The organism is Methylobacterium sp. 1030 (assembly GCF_040544715.1).
GTDB lineage: Bacteria > Pseudomonadota > Alphaproteobacteria > Rhizobiales > Beijerinckiaceae > Methylobacterium.
Genome location: NZ_JBEPKM010000001.1, coordinates 430,536 through 448,119 on the forward strand (window position 1 = coordinate 430,536; position 17,584 = coordinate 448,119).

Here is a 17,584-nt window from a genome sequence, read left to right on the forward strand (position 1 = left end):
GGGATCCGGGCGCGCTCCGTCCGGAGGGGGCCGTCATCCGGCTGTCGTGGCCGCCTGCGATGGGCGCCCGTGCATGCTGGAGGACCTCCAATGTATACGAGTCGCCGTCAGATCCTGCTGTCCGGAGGCGCCGGCCTCGTCGGGCTGGCCACGGGCCTCGGACGGCCCGGCCTGAGCCGCGCCGCCGACCGGCCGCTCCTGACCCACGGCCTCCAGTCGGGCGACGTCGGCACCGACTCGGCGGTGGTCTGGGCCCGGTCCGACCGGCCGGCCCGGGCGATCGTCGAGTGGGCGACCACCGAGAGCTTCGCCGACATCCGCGGCGGCGTCTTCGCCGACGCCCTGCCGGAGACCGACGGCACCGTGAAGGTGACACTGACCGGGCTGCCGGCCGGCCAGGACGTGTTCTACCGTGTCCGCCTGGAGGACGTCGCCGCGCCGACCATCGTCGGGCCGGCCCAGGTCGGGCGGTTCCGGACCGCGCCGGCGGACCGGCGCTCGGTCTCGTTCTGCTGGTCGGGCGACACGGCGGGCCAGGGCTGGGGCATCGACGAGGCCCGCGGCGGCATGACGATCTACTCCGCCATCCTGAAGAACCGACCGGACTTCTTCATCCATTCCGGCGACACGATCTACGCCGACGGGCCGATCCAGTCCGAGGTGAAGCTCCCCGACGGCAGCCTGTGGCGCAATCGGGTGACCGAGGAGGTGGCCAAGCCGGCCGAGACGCTCGCGGAGTTCCGGGGCCGGCACAAGTACAACCTCACCGACCGGAACGTCCTGGCGATGAACGCCGCCGTGCCGATCCTGGCCCAGTGGGACGACCACGAGGTCACCAACAACTGGTGGCCGGGGGAGCCGCTGACCCGGGCCGAGCACCTGAAGAAGAAGTACGCCGACCCGAACGTGCTGGCGCTGCAGCTGCGGGCGGCCAAGGCCTTCCACGAGTACATGCCGATGCGCTTCGAGCCGTCGGAGCCCGGCCGGGTCTACCGCAAGATCGGCTACGGCCCGCTGGTCGACGTGTTCATGCTCGACATGCGCTCCTACCGGGGCCCGAACGGCGAGAACCGGCAGACGGAATACGGGCCCGAGTCCTACTTCCTCGGGCCGCAGCAGATCGCGTGGCTGAAGCGGGCGCTGCTCGAGTCCCGCGCGACCTGGAAGGTGATCGCCGCCGACATGCCGCTCGGCCTCGTGGTGACCTACGACACCGACCGCAATTTCGGCTCGGAGGCGGTGGCGCAGGGCGACGGACCGCCGCTGGGGCGCGAGCTGGAGATCGCCGACCTGCTGCGCTTCATCAAGAGCGCAGGGATCCGCAACACGGTCTGGCTCACGGCCGACGTGCACTACACGGCCGCCCACTACTACGACCCCGACAAGGCGCAGTTCCAGGATTTCGAGCCGTTCTGGGAGTTCGTCTCCGGGCCGCTGCACGCCGGCACCTTCGGGCCGAACGCGCTGGACAACACCTTCGGGCCGCAGCTGCGCTACGTGAAGGCGCCCGACAAGGGCCAGGTGAACCTGTCGCCGGCCGCCGGCTACCAGTTCTTCGGCCACGTGGCGGTGGACGGCGCCACCGAGCAGATGACGGTGACCCTCAAGGACGCGGCCGACACCGACCTCTGGCACGTCACGCTTGATCCCGTGAAGGCGTGAGGCGGACCGCGGGCGGTACGGGCTCGCGATGTCGGCCTGCTCGCCCGTCGACGAAGGGGCGCGGGTCCCCTCTCCCGCACGGGAGAGGGAGCGCGTCGCGCCCCGGCGGCCTGTCCTGAACCGGCGAGGCCCGGGGGCGGAGGGCGAGAGAAACGCGCGGTGCCGGCGCCCCTACGCCATCGTGATGTAGTCGCGCAGGGCCTGGTGCTCGGCCTCGACGGTGGCGATCTTGCGCGCCACCACGTCGCCGATCGAGACCAGGCCGATCAGCCGCCCGTCCTCGCAGACCGGTACGTGGCGGAAGCGCCCGTCGGTCATGAGGGTCATGACCTCCTCGATCGTGGTGGTCCGGCCGCAGGTGGTGACCGCGGTGGTCATGTGGGCCGAGACCGGCGCGTCGAAGGCCGAGCCCCCGTGCCGGGCGAGCGCCCGCATGATGTCCCGCTCGGAGATGATGCCCGCCACCGTCCCGTCGGCCTGGGCGACCACGAGGGCGCCGATCCGCTTGTCGGCGAGGATCTGGATCACCTCATCGAGGGTCTTGTCGGGGCCCACGGTGACGACGGAGCTGCCCTTCTCGGCGAGGATGCGTGCGACGGTCATGGCTCTCTCCCTGTGTGACGCGGCCGGTGCGCCGTCAGCCCGCGGCGCCCTGATGGCGTTCTCGGCCGGGTTGGCCCGGCTCGTTCACATTGTGGCGAGTGTGTGATCGATCCGGCCGGATGGCAAGGTGCCGGGCGTCGATGGCAGGGACTCAGTGCCGGCGCGGCTCTCGGGGATCCACCAGGGGGAACAGGAAGAAGCCCGCGATGAAGCCGCCGAGATGGGCGTCCCAGGCGATGGCGGCGTTCTCGCCGACGAGCGGCACGCTGACGAGGCCGAAGAGCAGGTTGGTCAGCAGCCAGATCACCAGGAACGACACCGCGGTCCGGTTGCGCAGCAGCTCCGGGATCGTCTCGGCGGGACGGGGCGGCGGCACCTGCCAGGCCGGCGCGCCGTAGCCCGAGACCGGCGGCTGGAACACGAAGCGCGCGGCGGCGGCCATCAGGGCCGAGATCCCCGCCGAGGCGCCGACCAGCGGCCCCGCGCTCAGCGGATCGATCAGGATGTGGAGAAGTCCGCCGGCCGCCGTGCCGGCCAGCGCGAGCACGCACCAGCGCACGGCGCCGCAGCGGCGCGCCACCGGGGCGCCGAAGGCCGCGAGCCAGACGCTGTTGAAGATCACGTGCATCCACGAGCCGTGCAGCAGCCCGTAGGTGACGAGCGTCCAGGGCTGGAGGGCGTGCTCGCCCACGATGTAGCGGGCGAAGGCCTCGCGGGCCGCCTCCAGGCCGGGATCGCCCGGATCGGCGGCGGCGCGGATCACCTCGGAGGCCCGGCCGGGATCGAACCAGAGGGTCCAGCGCGCCGGGACCAGCGCGAGGTCGAGGACGAGGCGGATGTCCCAGGTGTCCGGCAGCAGGAACTCGCGCACCGCCTGGATCGCCAGGAGCAGCCCGATCGACGCGGTGACGATGCCCGGCATGTTGAACACGGGCACGCGGCTCTGCCGCGGGAAATCGGGGGAGGCGTCCATCGGCGCACCATGTCGGGGCGCGGCGCGATCGGGCAAGCCCCGGCGACGTATTGAAGCTCGCAAATACCGGTCGGATCGCGGTCCGTATCGCGCACCGCCCCGTCTTCAGTCCGGATCCGTCCCGGACGGCCGCGGCGCGCCCGGCGGGGTGCGACGATTGTGTCGCCGGCCACGACGCGCTACCCCCCGCCCCGCGCGGCGCCGGCGGGACCGGCGGCGCGCGGGTGCGGGAGCCGGCACGGCCCGTGCGCCCGGACGCGGTGAACGCCCGGATCGGCCGGTCACACCCCCGCGGATGTGCCAGAATGATCCGGGGATGAACCACAGGCGTTGAGAATCGGGACACCGATGAAGCATCCCACCAGCCGCATGCTCCACGCCTACTGGGAGCGCCTGCGCGGAGAACGGGCCGCGCCGGAACGCGCCGAGATCGAGCCGGGCGAGATCCGGCACCTCCTCGCCGACAGCCTGATCCTGGAACTCGACATGCCGAGCCGCTCCGCGAGCATCCGGCTCGCGGGGACCCGGGTCTGCGCCCTGTACGGCCGCGAGCTGAAGGGCGAGCCCTTCGCCAAGCTGTGGGGCTCCCGGGCGACGGATCCCTGGCGGATCGTCGAGATCGTGGCCAGCGACACGCTGGGCGTCGTCGCGGGCCTGCGCGGCACCAACGCGGCCGGCGAGGCGGCGGATCTCGAACTCCTGCTCCTGCCCCTGCGCCACCGCGGCCGGACGCAGGTCCGCGCCCTCGGCACCCTCAGCCTCGACGGCGCGCCGCACTGGCTCGGCCTGCGCCCGCTGGTGGAGGCGGAGACCACCTCCCTGCGCATCCTGCCCAGCCGCAGGACCGAGCCGGTCCCGCCCGCCCGCACCGCCGTGCGCACGAGCGCGGGCTACCCCGGGCCGGTGCGCCACGGCCACCTCCTCGTCCACGCCGGCGGGCGCGCCTGAGAACCGTATTCGTCCAAGGTTACGCCCGGTCCGGGACGGCCAGTTCGATCGAATCGGCGCGTGCACCCGAGGAAAGCTTCGGCGCACAAGTCGATCGCGCACGACGCGGCAGGGCTCGACAATGGATGTTTCTACAAGGCCGATCGATCCCGGAGCAGGAAAAAAGGGTTTCGTAACTGTCCGTGCCTAGTCTGCACCGGCCATTCTCCGGCGCAGGACCAATCTCGGAATGATCGCGGTCGAGGCCACCGCTGGAACTGATCTGCGCGGCCTCGCCGCCGAGCCGGCGCGCGGTGCCGCCGACCAGCGCCGCCACCAGCGCGTGCGGGTCGCCGTGCTCGGCCGCTACATGCTGGCCGACCGCCGGGAATATCCCTGCCAGACCGTGGACATGTCGCCGGGCGGCGTGCGGCTGACCTGCGCGGTCAAGGGCGCGGTCGGCGAGCGCGTGGTGCTCTACCTGGAGCATATCGGCCGCATCGAGGGCGTCGTCGCGCGCACCTGCCCGGACGGGTTCGCGGTCCAGCTCAACGCCACGTCGCGCAAGCGGGACAAGCTCGCCTCCCAGCTCACCTGGCTGGCGAACCGGGAGATGCTGGGGCTGCCGGAGGGACGCTCGCACGAGCGCCTCGTGCCGACCAACACGGCGGTGGTCCTGCGCGTCGAGGGCGGCCGCGAGATCCGGGCGCGCCTCATCGACATCTCGATGTCGGGCGTGGCGATCTCCTGCCCGGTGCCGCTGCCCCTCGGCGCCGCCGTCACGGTGGGCAGCACGCCGGGCCGGCTGGTGCGCTACTTCGAGGGCGGCTTCGGCGTGCAGTTCCTGCTGCCGCTCTCCCCCGACCGCTTCCACGCCGGGATGACGCTCTGACGCGCGTGCGGCCGGACCGGCCGGCGGTCAGATCTTCTTGGCGAGCTGCGCGGCGACCTCGTCGGCCGGCCGGGTCAGGTCGAGGGCGCCGAGGAAGCGGTTCTGCGCGTCCATGATGTACACCAGGGCGGTGTGCTCCATCGTGTAGTCGCCGTCCTTGGCGGGCACCTTGCGGGCATAGGCCCGGTACGCCTTCTCGGTGGCGGTGACCTGCTCGGGCGTGCCGGTGAGGCCGGTGATGCGCGGGTCGAAGCTCGACAGGTAGGTCTTGAGGCTCGCCGGATCGTCCCGCTCGGGATCCACCGTGACGAAGGCGACCCGCATCGTCTTGCCCTTCGACCCCAGGGCAGCGAGCACGTCGGAGATCTGCTGCAGGGTGGTCGGGCAGACGTCCGGGCAGTGGGTGAAGCCGAAGAACACGAGGTGCGTCGCGCCGGCGAAGTCGCGCTCGGTGACGGTGCGCCCGTCCTGGTTCACCAGCGTGAACGGGCCGCCGACGCTCGGCACGCCCACCGGTGCCTTGTCGGGCAGGAACGCGAACACCGCCGCCCCGGTCAGGCCGATGAGGCCGAGGCAGAAGGCGAGGAGCGGGACGAGGGCGCGGCGCATGGGACGGGTTCCGACCTCCGGGGAGGCCGGCACAGCACACAACGGCGCGCGGAGGCAAGCCGGCGCGGTGCCGCCGGCCGACCGATCGGCGCCGCGCCGGCGCGACCGCTACGGCTTCGAGGCCGGCTCCCCCGCGGGGCTCGCCGGGGCGGCGCCCTTCGGCGGCTCCTTGCCGAGATAGACGTATTCCGGCGCCGCCCGGAGCTGGTCCTTGGTCGTGTCGATCCGCGCCTGGAGGGTCTTGCCGTCGGTGCGGTCGAGCTTGAGCACGGACGGGTCGACCGCGACGTATTTCGAGCCGATCCCCAGGAAGCCGCCGACCCCGATGATCCAGGCCTTCACGGCCCCCTTCTGGTCGAGGACGAAGTCGGCGATCTGCCCGATCGTCTCGTTGGCGCCGTTGACGACGCTGGAGCCGATCAGCTTGCTGGCGACCATGTCGTCGGGGGCCTGGGCCACGAAGGTCGGGCGCAGGCTGTCGGCCATGGTGGCGGGCTGGCCGGGGACCGGGGTCGCGGCGGCGCCGCCGTCCGGCTTGGCGCCGTCCGATCTGGCGCCGTCGGTCTGCGCCGAGGCGGTGGCGAGGCCGGCCAGCAGGAGGGCCGAGGCGAGGAGCGGGGTGCGCATCGGAGCAGGTCTTTCAGACGGGGGCCGCACAGGGGGGTCGCGCGGCCTCAAGGTTCTGGCGGGGCTTAAGTTCCGCGCGGTCTCGGCCCCGGCGGGGGCCGGCCCGGCGGTTTGCCGGCTGCGCGTCGGCGCCGGGGGCCTTTGACGGCGGGGCCTTCCGCCCCGCACAAGGCCGGCGCCATGCTCCGCCTCGCCCTCTACCAGCCCGATATCCCGCAGAACACCGGCACGATGCTGCGCATGGCCGCCTGCCTCGGGCTGGCGGTGGAGATCGTGGAGCCCGCGGGCTTCGACGTCTCGGACCGCCACCTGCGCCGCTCGGGCCTGGACTACCTCGACCACGTGGCGATCACCCGGCACCGCTCCTTCGCGGCCTTCGCGGCGTGGCGGGCCGAGGCCGGGATCCGGCTCGTCCTCGCCACCACGGCGGGCGCCGTGCCCTACACGGACTTCGCCTTCCGCCCGGACGATTGCCTGATGGTCGGGCGCGAATCCGCCGGCGTGCCCGAGGCGGTGCACGCGGCCGCCGACGCCCGGATCGTGGTGCCGATCCGGGCGGGCCTGCGCTCGCTCAACGTCGCGGTCGCGGCCGCGATGATCGCCGGCGAGGCCCTGCGGCAGGTGTCCGGGACGGCCCGACCAGATCTCTAGGATCGTGACGCCTCTCGGGTCGGCCGCCGTCTTCGCGAGCGGAGCGAAGCGATCCAGGCGGCGCCACGCTCGGCCGATGTCCCGCTGCACTGGGTTGCTTCGCCGCGCTCGCGAGGACGGGATCGGCAACGGATCGCGTCCGGCTCGCTTGGTACAACGGGACTCATCCTCACCCCGCGAGACGCGCCGCCGCATGGACGACACCGCCTTCACGCCCTCCCGGCGCCACGCCGATCTGGGCCCCGCCTTCTTCGATCCGGTGACGCCGGCCCGGTTCCCGCGGACGATCCTGCGCTACCGCAACCAGACTTGGGCGAAGCGGGTCGGACTGGGCGGCCTGTCCGAGGCGGCGTGGATCGCCCATTTCGGCCGGTTCGAGCCCCTGCCGGGCAGCTTCGAGACGCCGCTGGCCCTGCGCTACCACGGCCATCAGTTCCGCGCCTACAATCCGGACCTGGGCGACGGGCGCGGCTTCCTCTTCGCGCAGCTGCACGACCGCCTGGACGGGCGCCTCCTCGACCTCGGCACCAAGGGGAGCGGCACGACGCCCTGGTCGCGCGGCGCCGACGGGCGGCTCACCCTCAAGGGCGGCGTGCGCGAGGTGCTGGCCACCGCCCTCCTGGAGGCGCAGGGCGTCTACACCTCGAAGAGCTTCAGTCTGATCGAGACCGGCGAGGACCTCGTGCGCGGCGACGAGCCCTCGCCGGCACGCGCCTCGGTGCTGGTGCGCCTGTCCCACGGCCACATCCGCATCGGCAGCTTCCAGCGCTTCCTGGCGCTCGGCGAGCCGGACAACATCGCCCGGCTCCTCGACCACACGATCGCGACCCACCGGCCGGAGCTCTGGCGCGACGGCGTGGAGGATCGCGCCGTCGCCTTCCTGGAGGACGTGGTCGCCCGGGTCGCCCGGATGGGCGCGCAGTGGGCGGCGGCCGGCTTCGTCCACGGGGTCCTCAACAGCGACAACATCAACGTCACCGGCGAGAGCTTCGATTACGGGCCCTGGCGCTTCCTGCCGCATTACGATCCGGACTTCACGGCCGCCTACTTCGACGAGACCGGGCTCTACAGCTTCGGCCGCCAGCCGGAGGCCCTGTTCTGGAACCTCGCCCGGCTCGCCGACTGCCTGCTGGTGCTGGCCCCCCAGGCGCGCTTGGAAGCGGCGCTCTCCGGATTCGGGCCGGCCCTGCAGGAGGCGTTCGCCGAGGCCCTGTTCCGCCGGCTCGGCCTCGCCCCGGCGACGCGGCCGGAGACCGACCGGCTGGTCTCGGCGGTCTGGCGGTTCCTCGCGGAGACGCGGGCGCCCTTCGAGCGGTTCTTCTTCGACTGGTACGGCGGCCTCGCGAGCGCGACCCGCGCGCAGGCCGGGCCGTCCGCCGGCCACTACGCGCACGAGGCCTTCGCGCCGGTGCGGGCCGCGCTGGAGCCGCTCGCGCCCGCCCCGGGCGCGCGGCTCGACCATCCCTACTTCGCGGAGGCGCCCTGCACGCTCCTGATCGACGAGGTGGAGGCGTTGTGGGCCCCGATTGCCGCGGCGGATGACTGGTCCCTGTTCGAGGCCAAGCTCGCGGGAGTGGCCCGGATGGCCGAGGCCTGCGGGACAGCGCCCGCCTCGGCCTGAGCGGCCTCCTCCTCGGCGAGCCGTCGGCGCTCCTCGGCGTAGCCCCCCGCGATGGCGAGATCGACCAGGCGCCGGGTCAGCCGGAAGGCCAGCCAGAACAGGGCGAGGCAGAGAAGCGTCGCGGCGGCGGCCTTGAGCGGGTCCACGGGGTTCCTCCGGTGATGTCTCCTCGGGCGGAGCGGCCCTCTTAGTGCCGAGGCGGGCCGCGGGGCAATTGGACTTCGTGCCGAGATCGAGCCCGCGGCGCGTCGTCCCGGGCTCGCCGCGCGGCGCCGGACCCGAGACCCGGCCGGAACATGCTATGGCGGCCGGCGGCCGGATCCCGATATCCGGCGCTGAAGATCCCTCGATCAGGCGGATACCCGTGCGCGAGACCTTCCACATCGAAGTCCTCGGACCGGAGCCGGACGAGATCCAGACGCGGATCTCCGTGCGGGTCGGCAGCCTGGAGAGCGCGCAGGAGCGGGCCCTGCGGCTGTTCGCCCGCGCCCGGGTGCCGCAGCGCTCGGGCGAGCCGGCCGAGGCGGTCCGGGTGATCGACGGCGCCGGCCGCGAGGTGTTCTATCGGACGCGCTTCGACGCGGGGGATTGAGGCGCGAGGACACTGCCGATGCGCACAGCCCTGATCCTGCCGGTCCTCGTCCTCGCGGCCGGCGCGCTGTTCCTGCGCAGCTACACCCTGCCGCCAGCCCCGGACCGCCGGGGCGGGACCACGCTTCTGCTGACCTGGCCGAACCGCCCGGCCTTCGGCAGCCCCCGGGCCGACTGCCTCGCCGGGCCGCCCGACGAGCCGGTCCTGCCCTGCCTCATCGCCTCCGTCGCCCGGGCGCGGGACGACGGGTACACGCTGCTGCAGCTGCCGTTCTGCGCGACCTGCTACGACCTGTCCGGGCGGATCGCCGTCACGGGCCGCGACGCGGCGGCGACGCGGGCGCGGCTGGAGCAGATCGCCCGCTTCGGATGGTGAGACGCGCCCGGGCAACGCGCTCCCGGGCCCGCTCCAGGGTCCGGGCCACCGGGAACAGCGGATCGCGGCCCGCCTCCACCAGCAGATGGGCGATCGGCCGGCGCGCGGTCCAGAAGGTGGTGCCGAGGGCGAAGTCCGGCGGCGCGCAGGAATCGATCCGGTCGATCGGCCAGTCGCCCCCGGCCACCGCCTCGGTCAGCCGGTGGACGAGCTGGACCCCCGGCGCGGTCTCCGGCCGCGTCTCGTCGTTGGCGATCTTCAGCACCCAGGCCTCGCGGCCGGTGACCGGCAGGATCAGGGAGGCCAGGAGCCGGTCGCCCCGACGCAGGCGCGCGATCCGCACGCCGTCCGCGGCCCCGAGATGGGCCCCGAGATCGGCCCCGAGATCGGCACTGAGATCGGCACTGAGATCGGCCAGGGCGGCGCGCAGGAAGGCGATCTCCGCCGGCCGCTGCGCCAGGCTCGTGCCGGCCTGACCCTTCCAGCCGGCGGCCTCCAGGGCGACGTGGGCGTCGAGGGCGGGGCCGAGGGATTCGGGCGCGGCGAGGATCTCGAAGGTCACGGGCCCCGCCGCCTCGAGGCGCGCGCGGGCGCGGCGGAGCTTGCGGCGGCGCTGCCCGGAGAGGTGCCCGAGATAGGAGGCCCGCGCCTCCGGCCCGCGGCCGGTCAGGTCGAGCAGGCCGCGGTCGTGCGGCCAGTACGCGGCGCGGCGCCCGCCACACGCCGTCAGGAGTTCAGGCAGGGGGCCGTCGGTTGGAGCGTTCGGCAGGAGGAGGCGCGGCGGCAGGCCGAGGGCGCCCGGCGCGGCGAGCAGCCCCGCCAGGGCGGCCTCCGGGGCGGCGCCGTCGAGGAGCGGCGCCCCGAACGGGGCGTAGCCGTGGGTCCAGCCCACGAGCAGCGGCAGCGGCACGCCCCAGCGGCGGCGCGACGGCCGGAACGGCCAGGCGGCGAGGAGCCGGGCCCCGGGCGCCTCGGGGGGCCGGTCGGCGACGAGGAGGAGCCGGACGCCCGCCCCGAAGGCGTCGCGGGCCGCCAGGGCGTAGCCCGCCTCGTAGAACGGGTTGCGCACCAGGCTCGCCCGACCCAGGGCCCGCCAGGCCGGGACCCAGGGCGCCGCCCCGTCGAGGGGCCGGACCGCCGCCACGAGCCCGCCGGGAAGCGCGGCCGTGTCCGATGGGGTGTCCGACGCGGGGCCTGCCATCGCGGGACCGTCAGGCCGCGAGACGGTGACGGATCGCGCCGGCGAAGCCGAGCACGTCGTAGCGCCACGCCGTCACCCCGGCGGCGGCGGTGAGCAGGACGAGGCGCAGGGCCTGTCCCGGCGGCAACAGGCCGCCGGGGACCAGGGCGATGCCGGCATTCACCGCGCCGCAGGCCAGCGCGATCCCGGCGATGCCGGCCATGTCGGCGAGCGGCAGCGGCATCGTCGTGCCGGTCCGGCGGGCGCCGAGCACCAGCACGAGGCAGGCCGCGCTCTGGCCGCCCGCGAAGGCGAGGGCCGCCCCGGCGGCGCCGAAGCGCGGGATCAGCAGGAGCGACAGCGCGGCGACGGTGGCGAGGGTCGCGAACGCGGCGGCCGCCTCCAGGCCGCTGGATCGGGCGAAGTAGATCACCTGCCCGAAATAGTAGGCGCGGAACATCATCAGGATGCTCGCCAGGATCAGCACCGGGGCGAGCTCCCGCGCCTCGGCCCGGTAGTCGGGCCCGAGCAGCACCGCCACGACCAGATCGTCGAAGCACAGGAAGAACACGGCCCCGAAGGCCGCGATCAGCGTCATGGCCCGTGCGGCGTCGCGCAGCACCCCGGAGGCCGCCGCCATCCCGCCCACCCGCGCCTCGCGCTTGGCGATCGAGATCAGCGACAGGGCGATCGCCTCGCCGAACACGATGAAGCTCTGCTTCAGGAAGTCGGCCAGGGCGCCGTAGGCGCCGAGCCCCGCCGGCCCCACCGTCTTGGCGATGATCAGCCGGTCGAGGCTCTGGGCGAGCGCCGCAGTCCCGAAGGAGAGGACGAGCGGCCAGCCGTAGGCGAACAGCCGCAGCGCCTCCGCGCGGCTGCCGCGGCCGGGCATCATCGGGGCGATCGTGGCCGCGGCCGGCAGGGAGGCCAGGGCGTTGGCGGCCGCCACCGCGAAGGCGAGGTGCAGGGGATCCTGCGAGAGGTGCAGCGCCAGGCTGCCGAGGGCCAGGATCAGGACGGCGCGGCTCATCACCGAGGCCGCCACCGCCCCGGCCCGCAGGCGGGTGCGGGCGATCTCGGTGGAGCCCTCGAATAGGGTGGTCCCGAAGGCCAGCGCCAGGATCGCGGCCGCCATCCGCGCCGGCATCAGGCCGAGGGCGGCGGCGAGCGCGCTGCCGAGCCCGGCGAGGAGCAAGGTGCCGCCCAGGATCCGCACCACGGTGCCGACCTGCGCGGGCTCGCGCGCCTCGTCGTAGAGGGCGAAGAACGCGAATTTCGGCCACTGGCAGGTCGCCCCGTAGAGCACCAGCGCCCAGGACAGGACGTACAGGTAGGTGCCGTAGCTCTCCACCGGCGCGAGCCGCGTGAACACCGCCACGGAGGCCATGTTCAGGGCGGCCGCGAAGCCCCGCGAGCCGACATAGATCAGGCTGTGCCGGGCGATCATGTCCTAGAACCGGTCAGACGCACCACGACCTCGCACCACGCTGGGACAGACCGGCCCGTGGCGGGAGGTAACGCAGGGACGGCGCGCATGACAGCCCGGGCTCTGCAGGCGGCGTGCCGCCGGCCCCGGCCCTCAGCCCTCGCCCCGCGGGCGGATCAGCGACGTGCCGGTCATCTCGGCCGGCTGGTCCAGTCCCATCAGGTCGAGGAGCGTCGGCGCCACGTCGGCCAGCCGTCCGTCGGCCAGGGTCACGCCGTCGACGCCGACGAGCGCGGCGGGCACCGGGTTGAGGGTGTGGGCGGTGTGCGGCTCGCCGGTCTCGGGATCGCGCATCATCTCGCAATTGCCGTGGTCGGCGGTCACCAGCAGCGCCCCGCCCTGGGCCGTCACCGCCTCGACGACGCGGCCGAGGCAGGTGTCGACGGTCTCCACCGCCTTCACGGCGGCCGCGAGGCAGCCGGTGTGGCCGACCATGTCGGGGTTGGCGAAGTTCAGGATGATGAGGTCGTAGCGCCCGGAGCCGATCGCCTCCACGGCGCGGTCGGTGAGTTCGGGCGCCGACATCTCCGGCTGCAGGTCGTAGGTCGCGACCTTCGGCGAGGGCACGAGGATCGCGTCCTGCCCCGCGAAGGGCTCCTCGCGGCCGCCGTTCATGAAGTAGGTGACGTGCGGGTACTTCTCGGTCTCAGCCATGCGCAGCTGCGCGCGCCCGGCCCGGGCCACGGTCTCGCCGAGGCCGTTGGGCAGGTCGAGGGCCCCGAACAGGGTCTCGGCGAAGGCGTCGATCTCGACGCTGTACTGGACGATCCCCAGGGCGGCGGCGAACCGGACCGTGCGCGCGCGCTCGAAGCCCGCGAAGGCCGGGTCGAGCAGCGCCTCCAGGATCTGCCGGGTCCGGTCGGCGCGGAAGTTGAAGCTCAGGATGCCGTCGCCGTCCCGCATGCCGGCGTAGTCGCCGATGATCGCGGGCCGCATGAACTCGTCGGACACGTCCTGCGCGTAGGACGCGGCAACCGCCTGCCCGGCCCGCTCGAACCGGGTCCCGCGCGCCTCCGTGAGGGCGTCGTAGGCCGTCTGGACGCGCTCCCAGCGCCGGTCGCGGTCCATGCCGAAGTAGCGGCCGCACAGCGTCGCGATGCGGGCGCCCTTCGGGAGGGCGGCCGCGACGTCGGCGATGCAGGTGGCGGCCGAGCGGGGCGGCATGTCGCGCCCGTCGGTGAAGCCGTGGAGCCGGACCGGGATGCCGGCCGTCGTCAGCGCGCGCGCCAGCGCGACGGCATGGTCCTGGTGCGCGTGGACGCCGCCGGGCGAGAGCAGGCCGACGAGGTGGCAGGTCCCCCCCGACGCGCGCAGCGCCTCGATGAACCGGACCAGAGCCGGGTTCCGGGCGAGGGAGCCGTCGGCGACCGCCGCGTCGATCCGCGGCAGGTCCTGCAGGACGACGCGGCCCGCGCCGATGTTGAGGTGGCCGACCTCGGAATTGCCCATCTGCCCCTTGGGCAGGCCGACATCGGCGCCGAAGGTCGTCAGCCGCGACCGGGGGCGCTCCCGCATCAGACCGTCGAAGACCGGCGTCCTGGCCTGGTGGACGGCGTTGTCGGCCACCGCGTCCCGCAGACCCCAGCCGTCGAGGATCACGAGCATCACGGGACGCGGGGTACTGTCGGGCACGGGCACAACTCTCCTGGGCTGCCGCGCGCGGCGCGCGGCCGGTCTCCGGGCCCTGACGCGGCCGGATCGTTGCGCGTGTCGATAATCGCCTTGGTCGCGCGAGACCACCGCCCCGAAGGGCCAATGGGCGACGGATGCGAGAGAGCGTCGGGCTTCTGACATGCCCCGGCCGCGCTCCGCACATGGTGGGGCGCGGCTGGCGGGACGCGGCCGGAAAGGCGCGGCCGACGGGGACTCAGGCGGTCAGTTGACGCGCGCCGCGTCGGATCCCGGCGGGAGGCCGAGCAGGCGGCGCTTCCTTCGCAGGGCGGCCCGGAGCAGCGTCCGCCGGTAGCCCGGATAGGACAGGAACCCCGCCGCCCAGGACAGGTGCATGGTCACGGCCGCCGGGCCGCTCATGACCAGGACGGGTTCCCGCGCCTTCAGCGCGAGGGCGAGGCCGCTCAGGACACAGCCCCCGGCATAGAGCAGCAGCGGGATCAGCAGGGCGGGCATCAGGGCCGCCAGCGGCAGGGCCGCGACGGCGTAGAGCAGGACCAGGGCCGGCAGGATCTGGCGGGCGCGCGGCAGGCTGGCGTGCTTCTCGAGGGTCCGCGCGCAGCCGCGCCCGTAGTGGAGGTACTGCCGGGCGAGGCTGCGGAGGCAGGCGCGCGGGAAGTACGTGATGGCGAGCTCGGCGGCCAGGTAGATCCGCCCGCCCGCCGCGCAGAGCCGCCGGTCGAGTTCGGCATCCTCGTTGTGGGTGAAGGTCTCGTCGTAGCCACCGACCCGCAGGAACTCGCGCCGGTCGAAGGCCGCGTGGTGGCCGTGGGCGACGTAGCCCGAGATGCCGCCCTGCCGGTGGGCCGAGCCGCCGTTGCCGAGGCGGCTGTTCTGCGCCGCCGCGATCGCCCTCTGCAGCGGCGTGACCCCGACGGTCCGGAGCGGCACGACCACAGAGACGGCCTGGCGCAGGCGCATCGTGCCGACGAGGTTCTGCACGAATCCCTTCGGATAGACGGCGTGGCAATCGGCGCGGACAAGGTAGGCGGAGGCGGGATGCGCGAGTCGCGCGGCGAGGTTGATCGCCGCCGCCTGGATGCGGCGCTCGTTGTGGACGAGCCGGATGCGGGGGTCGCGGGCGCTCAGGGCGGCGACGATCGCGCAGGTGTCGTCGCGACTGCCGCCGTCCAGCACCAGCAGCTCGCAGGCGATGGCGTCCCGGTCGGGCAGCACCGACGCGATGGCGTCGGCGATGTGCGCGGCCTCGTTCAGGGCCGGCATGGCGATCGTCACGAGCGGAGCGCCGGCGGCGCTCACGGGGTCCTGCATGGCGGTTCTCCCGAAACCTGGTCCCGGTCGCCGGCCGATGAGGGCCGGTCGTCCCGGACGGGGACCGACGCCGCGTGCGGCGCGCCCCCGAGGTCTCATTTGTCGTGATTGGCTACGATTACGGTCGTTGATCACAACCACCACTTCAGTCGGCCGGACCGATACGACGAAAGGTGTAATTCGGACCGGCGCACCGCGATGATAGCCCGTTCCGGCGGGACGACCGGGCGGCACGACTTCCGATTCGCACCGGGTCCCCGAGCTCGACCACGGGCTCAGAGCGTCATGCGGGACCGCCTCGAATGATGAAATCTTTGGATGCGCTTGCCCTCGGCACGCCGGAACGCGGGCCGACCGAACAGCGGACCGACCCGTCGACGCTGCGGGTGACCGAGATCGCGCCCGACGACCGGATCGTCGCCTTCGACGCGGTCGGCCTCTGGCAGTATCGCGACCTGCTGCGCGTCCTGATCCTGCGGGACCTGAAGGTGCTCTACCGGCAGACCGCCATGGGCGCCTCCTGGGCGATCGCGCAGCCGCTCTTCACCGTCCTGATCTTCACGGTGATCTTCGGCCACTTCGCCAAGATCCCCACCGACGGCGCCCCCTACGCACTCTTCGCCGGCAGCGCGGTCGTCCTGTGGACGTACTTCTCCGAGGCGGTGCGGCGCAGCGCCAACGGCCTCGTGGCGGAGGCCGAGCTGATCCGGAAGATCTACTTCCCGCGGCTGGTCATCCCGCTGGCGACGGTGGTGTCGCCGATGGTCGACTTCGCCATCGCGCTCGGCGTGCTGCTGGCCCTGATGGCCTGGTACGGGGCGGTGCCGGACTGGCACCTCGTGCTGGCCGTCCCGACCCTGATCGTGACGGCGATGCTCGCCCTCGGGGTGAGCCTCTGGCTCGGGCCGATCAACGTCCGCTTCCGGGACATCAAGCACACGCTGCCGTTCGTGATCCAGATCTGGATGTACGCCTCGCCGATCGTCTACGCGTCGAGCATCGTGCCCGCCTCGGTGCGCTGGATCTACGCGCTCAACCCGATGGTCGGCCTGATCGAGGCGTTCCGGTTCGCCATCCTGGGCGGCACGCCGCCCGACGCCTTCGCGGTCGCCGTCTCGGTCACGGCCGCCTTCGCCCTGCTCATCAGCGGACTGATCTTCTTCCAGCGCATGGAGCGCTCCTTCGCGGATGTAATCTGATGTCGATGGCAATCAGCGTTCAGGATATCGGCAAGCAGTACTGGCGCGCCCCCCGCGCCGCGCACCAGAACTCGCTGCGCGACGCGCTCAGCGAGGGCGTCCGCGGCCTGGTGACCCGCCGCGCGGCGGCGCGCCCGTCGCAGGAGAGCTTCTGGGCGCTGAAGGAGGTCAGCTTCGGCATCCGGCACGGCGAGAATGTCGGCATCATCGGCCTCAACGGCGCAGGCAAGAGCACGCTCCTCAAGCTCCTGTCGCGGATCGCCGCGCCGACCACCGGCCGGATCCGCCTCGAGGGCCGGGTCGGGGCCCTGCTCGAGGTCGGCACCGGTTTCCACCGGGAGCTGACCGGCCGCGAGAACATCTTCCTCTACGGCTCGATCCTCGGGATGGACCGCCGGGAGATCGCCGCGAAGTTCGACGCGATCGTCGCCTTCTCGGAGATCGGCGACTTCATCGACATGCCGGTGAAGCGCTACTCCAGCGGCATGTATGTCCGGCTGGCCTTCTCGGTCGCCGCGCATCTCGAGCCCGACATTCTGCTCCTCGACGAGGTGCTGGCGGTGGGCGACTACACCTTCCAGCGCAAGTGCATGGACTTCGCCCGGCGCCTCCAGGGCAAGGGTTCGACGATCCTGCTGGTCTCGCACAACATGTTCAGCATCAAGACCATGTGCGAGCGGGTGATCTACATCAAGGGCGGCCGCGTCGCCTACGACGGCCCCACCGACGAGGGCCTGACCCACTACGAGCGGGACAGCTACCTCGCCGACACCGCGTGGTTCCGCCCCGACACCGGCGACCTGCCGGTCCGGATCAGCGACGTGACGATCGCCGACGAATCCGGCGCGCCGCGGACGTTGTTCCGCCACGGCGAGCGGATGCGGATCCGGGCCCGCTACAGCGCCGCCGAGCCGATCGCCGACCCGCACGTCCTGTTCTCGATCACCCGGTCCGACGAGCTGCTCTGCTGCAATTTCAGCACCCAGGCGGACGGCGCCGGCCTGACTGCCCTCGCGGGCGAGGGCGAGGTGGAGCTGCTGACGCCGCCGCTGACCCTGACCGCCGACACCTACACGGTCTCGATGGTGGTCCGGCAGCGCGGCTTCGAGCGGCTCCTCGCGGCCAAGATCGGCGGCCGCTTCCACATCGAGCACCCCGTCTTCGCGCCGGACGTCTTCGGCGTGTTCCACGAGGCGGGGACCTGGACAACGAACGGCGCCGCGTCGCAGCGCTGAGGCCCGGAG

Annotated in this window: 17 protein-coding genes; 9 read left to right on the forward strand and 8 right to left on the reverse strand. The window is 73.1% G+C overall.

Going from position 1 to position 17,584, the window contains the following annotated elements:
• The first annotated feature begins 90 nt into the window (after positions 1-90).
• Positions 91-1,662: an alkaline phosphatase D family protein gene (locus ABIC30_RS02055; RefSeq protein ID WP_042672535.1), complete on the forward strand. Its 1,572-nt coding sequence runs from the start codon at positions 91-93 to the stop codon at positions 1,660-1,662.
• A 171-nt stretch (positions 1,663-1,833) separates the two neighbouring features.
• Here the strand turns inward: ABIC30_RS02055 and ABIC30_RS02060 are convergent, their stop codons facing one another.
• Complete coding sequence (locus ABIC30_RS02060; RefSeq protein WP_020091165.1) at positions 1,834-2,265, reverse strand: CBS domain-containing protein; 432 nt, start codon at positions 2,263-2,265, stop codon at positions 1,834-1,836.
• A 151-nt stretch (positions 2,266-2,416) separates the two neighbouring features.
• Entirely contained in the window at positions 2,417-3,238 is an 822-nt protein-coding gene (locus tag ABIC30_RS02065; protein ID WP_020091167.1) for a rhomboid family intramembrane serine protease, read from the reverse strand.
• 348 nt (positions 3,239-3,586) lie between these two features.
• Between ABIC30_RS02065 and ABIC30_RS02070 the strand changes: the two genes are divergently transcribed.
• Both ABIC30_RS02070 and ABIC30_RS02075 read left to right on the forward strand, forming a co-directional pair.
• Positions 3,587-4,186 (forward strand): PAS domain-containing protein, encoded by a 600-nt coding sequence (locus ABIC30_RS02070; RefSeq protein WP_020091168.1) that lies wholly within the window; start codon positions 3,587-3,589, stop codon positions 4,184-4,186.
• Between the two features lie 229 nt (positions 4,187-4,415).
• Positions 4,416-5,057 carry a PilZ domain-containing protein gene (locus tag ABIC30_RS02075; protein WP_020091169.1) on the forward strand — a complete coding sequence of 214 codons (642 nt, stop codon included), beginning with the start codon at positions 4,416-4,418 and terminating at the stop codon, positions 5,055-5,057.
• A 27-nt stretch (positions 5,058-5,084) separates the two neighbouring features.
• Here the strand turns inward: ABIC30_RS02075 and ABIC30_RS02080 are convergent, their stop codons facing one another.
• Positions 5,085-5,666, reverse strand: a complete 582-nt coding sequence (locus tag ABIC30_RS02080) for an SCO family protein (protein ID WP_020091170.1) — start codon at positions 5,664-5,666, stop codon at positions 5,085-5,087.
• Between the two features lie 108 nt (positions 5,667-5,774).
• Entirely contained in the window at positions 5,775-6,293 is a 519-nt protein-coding gene (locus tag ABIC30_RS02085; RefSeq protein WP_020091171.1) for a PRC-barrel domain-containing protein, read from the reverse strand.
• Positions 6,294-6,473: 180 nt separating this feature from the next.
• Between ABIC30_RS02085 and ABIC30_RS02090 the strand changes: the two genes are divergently transcribed.
• The 4 genes from ABIC30_RS02090 to ABIC30_RS02105 all read left to right on the forward strand — a co-directional run bounded on the left by ABIC30_RS02090 (position 6,474) and on the right by ABIC30_RS02105 (position 9,532).
• Positions 6,474-6,944, forward strand: a complete 471-nt coding sequence (locus ABIC30_RS02090; RefSeq protein ID WP_020091172.1) for a tRNA (cytidine(34)-2'-O)-methyltransferase — start codon at positions 6,474-6,476, stop codon at positions 6,942-6,944.
• Positions 6,945-7,137: 193 nt separating this feature from the next.
• Complete coding sequence (locus ABIC30_RS02095; RefSeq protein WP_354453767.1) at positions 7,138-8,565, forward strand: protein adenylyltransferase SelO; 1,428 nt, start codon at positions 7,138-7,140, stop codon at positions 8,563-8,565.
• Positions 8,566-8,929: 364 nt separating this feature from the next.
• Entirely contained in the window at positions 8,930-9,157 is a 228-nt protein-coding gene (locus ABIC30_RS02100; RefSeq protein WP_020091174.1) for a hypothetical protein, read from the forward strand.
• Positions 9,158-9,175: 18 nt separating this feature from the next.
• Positions 9,176-9,532 carry a hypothetical protein gene (locus ABIC30_RS02105; protein ID WP_056526493.1) on the forward strand — a complete coding sequence of 119 codons (357 nt, stop codon included), beginning with the start codon at positions 9,176-9,178 and terminating at the stop codon, positions 9,530-9,532.
• On the opposite strand, the gene ABIC30_RS02110 is transcribed toward ABIC30_RS02105, so the two are convergent.
• The 4 genes from ABIC30_RS02110 to ABIC30_RS02125 all read right to left on the reverse strand — a co-directional run bounded on the left by ABIC30_RS02110 (position 9,468) and on the right by ABIC30_RS02125 (position 15,141).
• Positions 9,468-10,733: a GNAT family N-acetyltransferase gene (locus ABIC30_RS02110; protein WP_354453769.1), complete on the reverse strand. Its 1,266-nt coding sequence runs from the start codon at positions 10,731-10,733 to the stop codon at positions 9,468-9,470. The two genes, ABIC30_RS02105 and ABIC30_RS02110, sit on opposite strands and share 65 nt — an antisense overlap.
• A 10-nt stretch (positions 10,734-10,743) precedes the next feature.
• A complete protein-coding gene (locus ABIC30_RS02115; protein ID WP_091675739.1) occupies positions 10,744-12,159 on the reverse strand; it encodes a lipopolysaccharide biosynthesis protein in 1,416 nt (471 codons plus the stop codon).
• 132 nt (positions 12,160-12,291) lie between these two features.
• A complete protein-coding gene (gene gpmI / locus ABIC30_RS02120) occupies positions 12,292-13,803 on the reverse strand; it encodes a 2,3-bisphosphoglycerate-independent phosphoglycerate mutase (protein WP_354453783.1) in 1,512 nt (503 codons plus the stop codon).
• A 270-nt stretch (positions 13,804-14,073) separates the two neighbouring features.
• Positions 14,074-15,141 carry a glycosyltransferase family 2 protein gene (locus tag ABIC30_RS02125; RefSeq protein ID WP_020091179.1) on the reverse strand — a complete coding sequence of 356 codons (1,068 nt, stop codon included), beginning with the start codon at positions 15,139-15,141 and terminating at the stop codon, positions 14,074-14,076.
• Positions 15,142-15,443: 302 nt separating this feature from the next.
• Here ABIC30_RS02125 and ABIC30_RS02130 point away from each other — a divergent pair, with 302 nt between their 5' ends.
• Together ABIC30_RS02130 and ABIC30_RS02135 are read left to right on the forward strand one after the other, a co-directional pair.
• Positions 15,444-16,340, forward strand: coding sequence for an ABC transporter permease (locus tag ABIC30_RS02130; RefSeq protein WP_026604625.1), 897 nt, complete (start codon positions 15,444-15,446; stop codon positions 16,338-16,340).
• Positions 16,340-17,575 (forward strand): ABC transporter ATP-binding protein, encoded by a 1,236-nt coding sequence (locus tag ABIC30_RS02135; protein ID WP_020091181.1) that lies wholly within the window; start codon positions 16,340-16,342, stop codon positions 17,573-17,575. Before ABIC30_RS02130 ends, ABIC30_RS02135 begins: the two co-directional genes overlap by 1 nt.
• Positions 17,576-17,584: the final 9 nt, after the last annotated feature.

Bases quoted from the DNA above. Each gene is read 5' to 3' on its own strand.
- ABIC30_RS02115 (WP_091675739.1), bottom strand. From the start codon at position 12,159: ATGATCGCCCGGCACAGCCTGATCTATGTCGGCTCGCGGGGCTTCGCG.
- ABIC30_RS02130 (WP_026604625.1), top strand. From the start codon at position 15,444: ATGATGAAATCTTTGGATGCGCTTGCCCTCGGCACGCCGGAACGCGGG.
- gpmI (WP_354453783.1), bottom strand. From the start codon at position 13,803: ATGCTCGTGATCCTCGACGGCTGGGGTCTGCGGGACGCGGTGGCCGAC.
- ABIC30_RS02075 (WP_020091169.1), top strand. From the start codon at position 4,416: ATGATCGCGGTCGAGGCCACCGCTGGAACTGATCTGCGCGGCCTCGCC.
- ABIC30_RS02055 (WP_042672535.1), top strand. From the start codon at position 91: ATGTATACGAGTCGCCGTCAGATCCTGCTGTCCGGAGGCGCCGGCCTC.
- ABIC30_RS02060 (WP_020091165.1), bottom strand. From the start codon at position 2,265: ATGACCGTCGCACGCATCCTCGCCGAGAAGGGCAGCTCCGTCGTCACC.
- ABIC30_RS02110 (WP_354453769.1), bottom strand. From the start codon at position 10,733: ATGGCAGGCCCCGCGTCGGACACCCCATCGGACACGGCCGCGCTTCCC.
- ABIC30_RS02080 (WP_020091170.1), bottom strand. From the start codon at position 5,666: ATGCGCCGCGCCCTCGTCCCGCTCCTCGCCTTCTGCCTCGGCCTCATC.
- ABIC30_RS02065 (WP_020091167.1), bottom strand. From the start codon at position 3,238: ATGGACGCCTCCCCCGATTTCCCGCGGCAGAGCCGCGTGCCCGTGTTC.
- ABIC30_RS02090 (WP_020091172.1), top strand. From the start codon at position 6,474: ATGCTCCGCCTCGCCCTCTACCAGCCCGATATCCCGCAGAACACCGGC.
- ABIC30_RS02125 (WP_020091179.1), bottom strand. From the start codon at position 15,141: ATGCAGGACCCCGTGAGCGCCGCCGGCGCTCCGCTCGTGACGATCGCC.
- ABIC30_RS02085 (WP_020091171.1), bottom strand. From the start codon at position 6,293: ATGCGCACCCCGCTCCTCGCCTCGGCCCTCCTGCTGGCCGGCCTCGCC.
- ABIC30_RS02105 (WP_056526493.1), top strand. From the start codon at position 9,176: ATGCGCACAGCCCTGATCCTGCCGGTCCTCGTCCTCGCGGCCGGCGCG.
- ABIC30_RS02070 (WP_020091168.1), top strand. From the start codon at position 3,587: ATGAAGCATCCCACCAGCCGCATGCTCCACGCCTACTGGGAGCGCCTG.
- ABIC30_RS02095 (WP_354453767.1), top strand. From the start codon at position 7,138: ATGGACGACACCGCCTTCACGCCCTCCCGGCGCCACGCCGATCTGGGC.
- ABIC30_RS02135 (WP_020091181.1), top strand. From the start codon at position 16,340: ATGTCGATGGCAATCAGCGTTCAGGATATCGGCAAGCAGTACTGGCGC.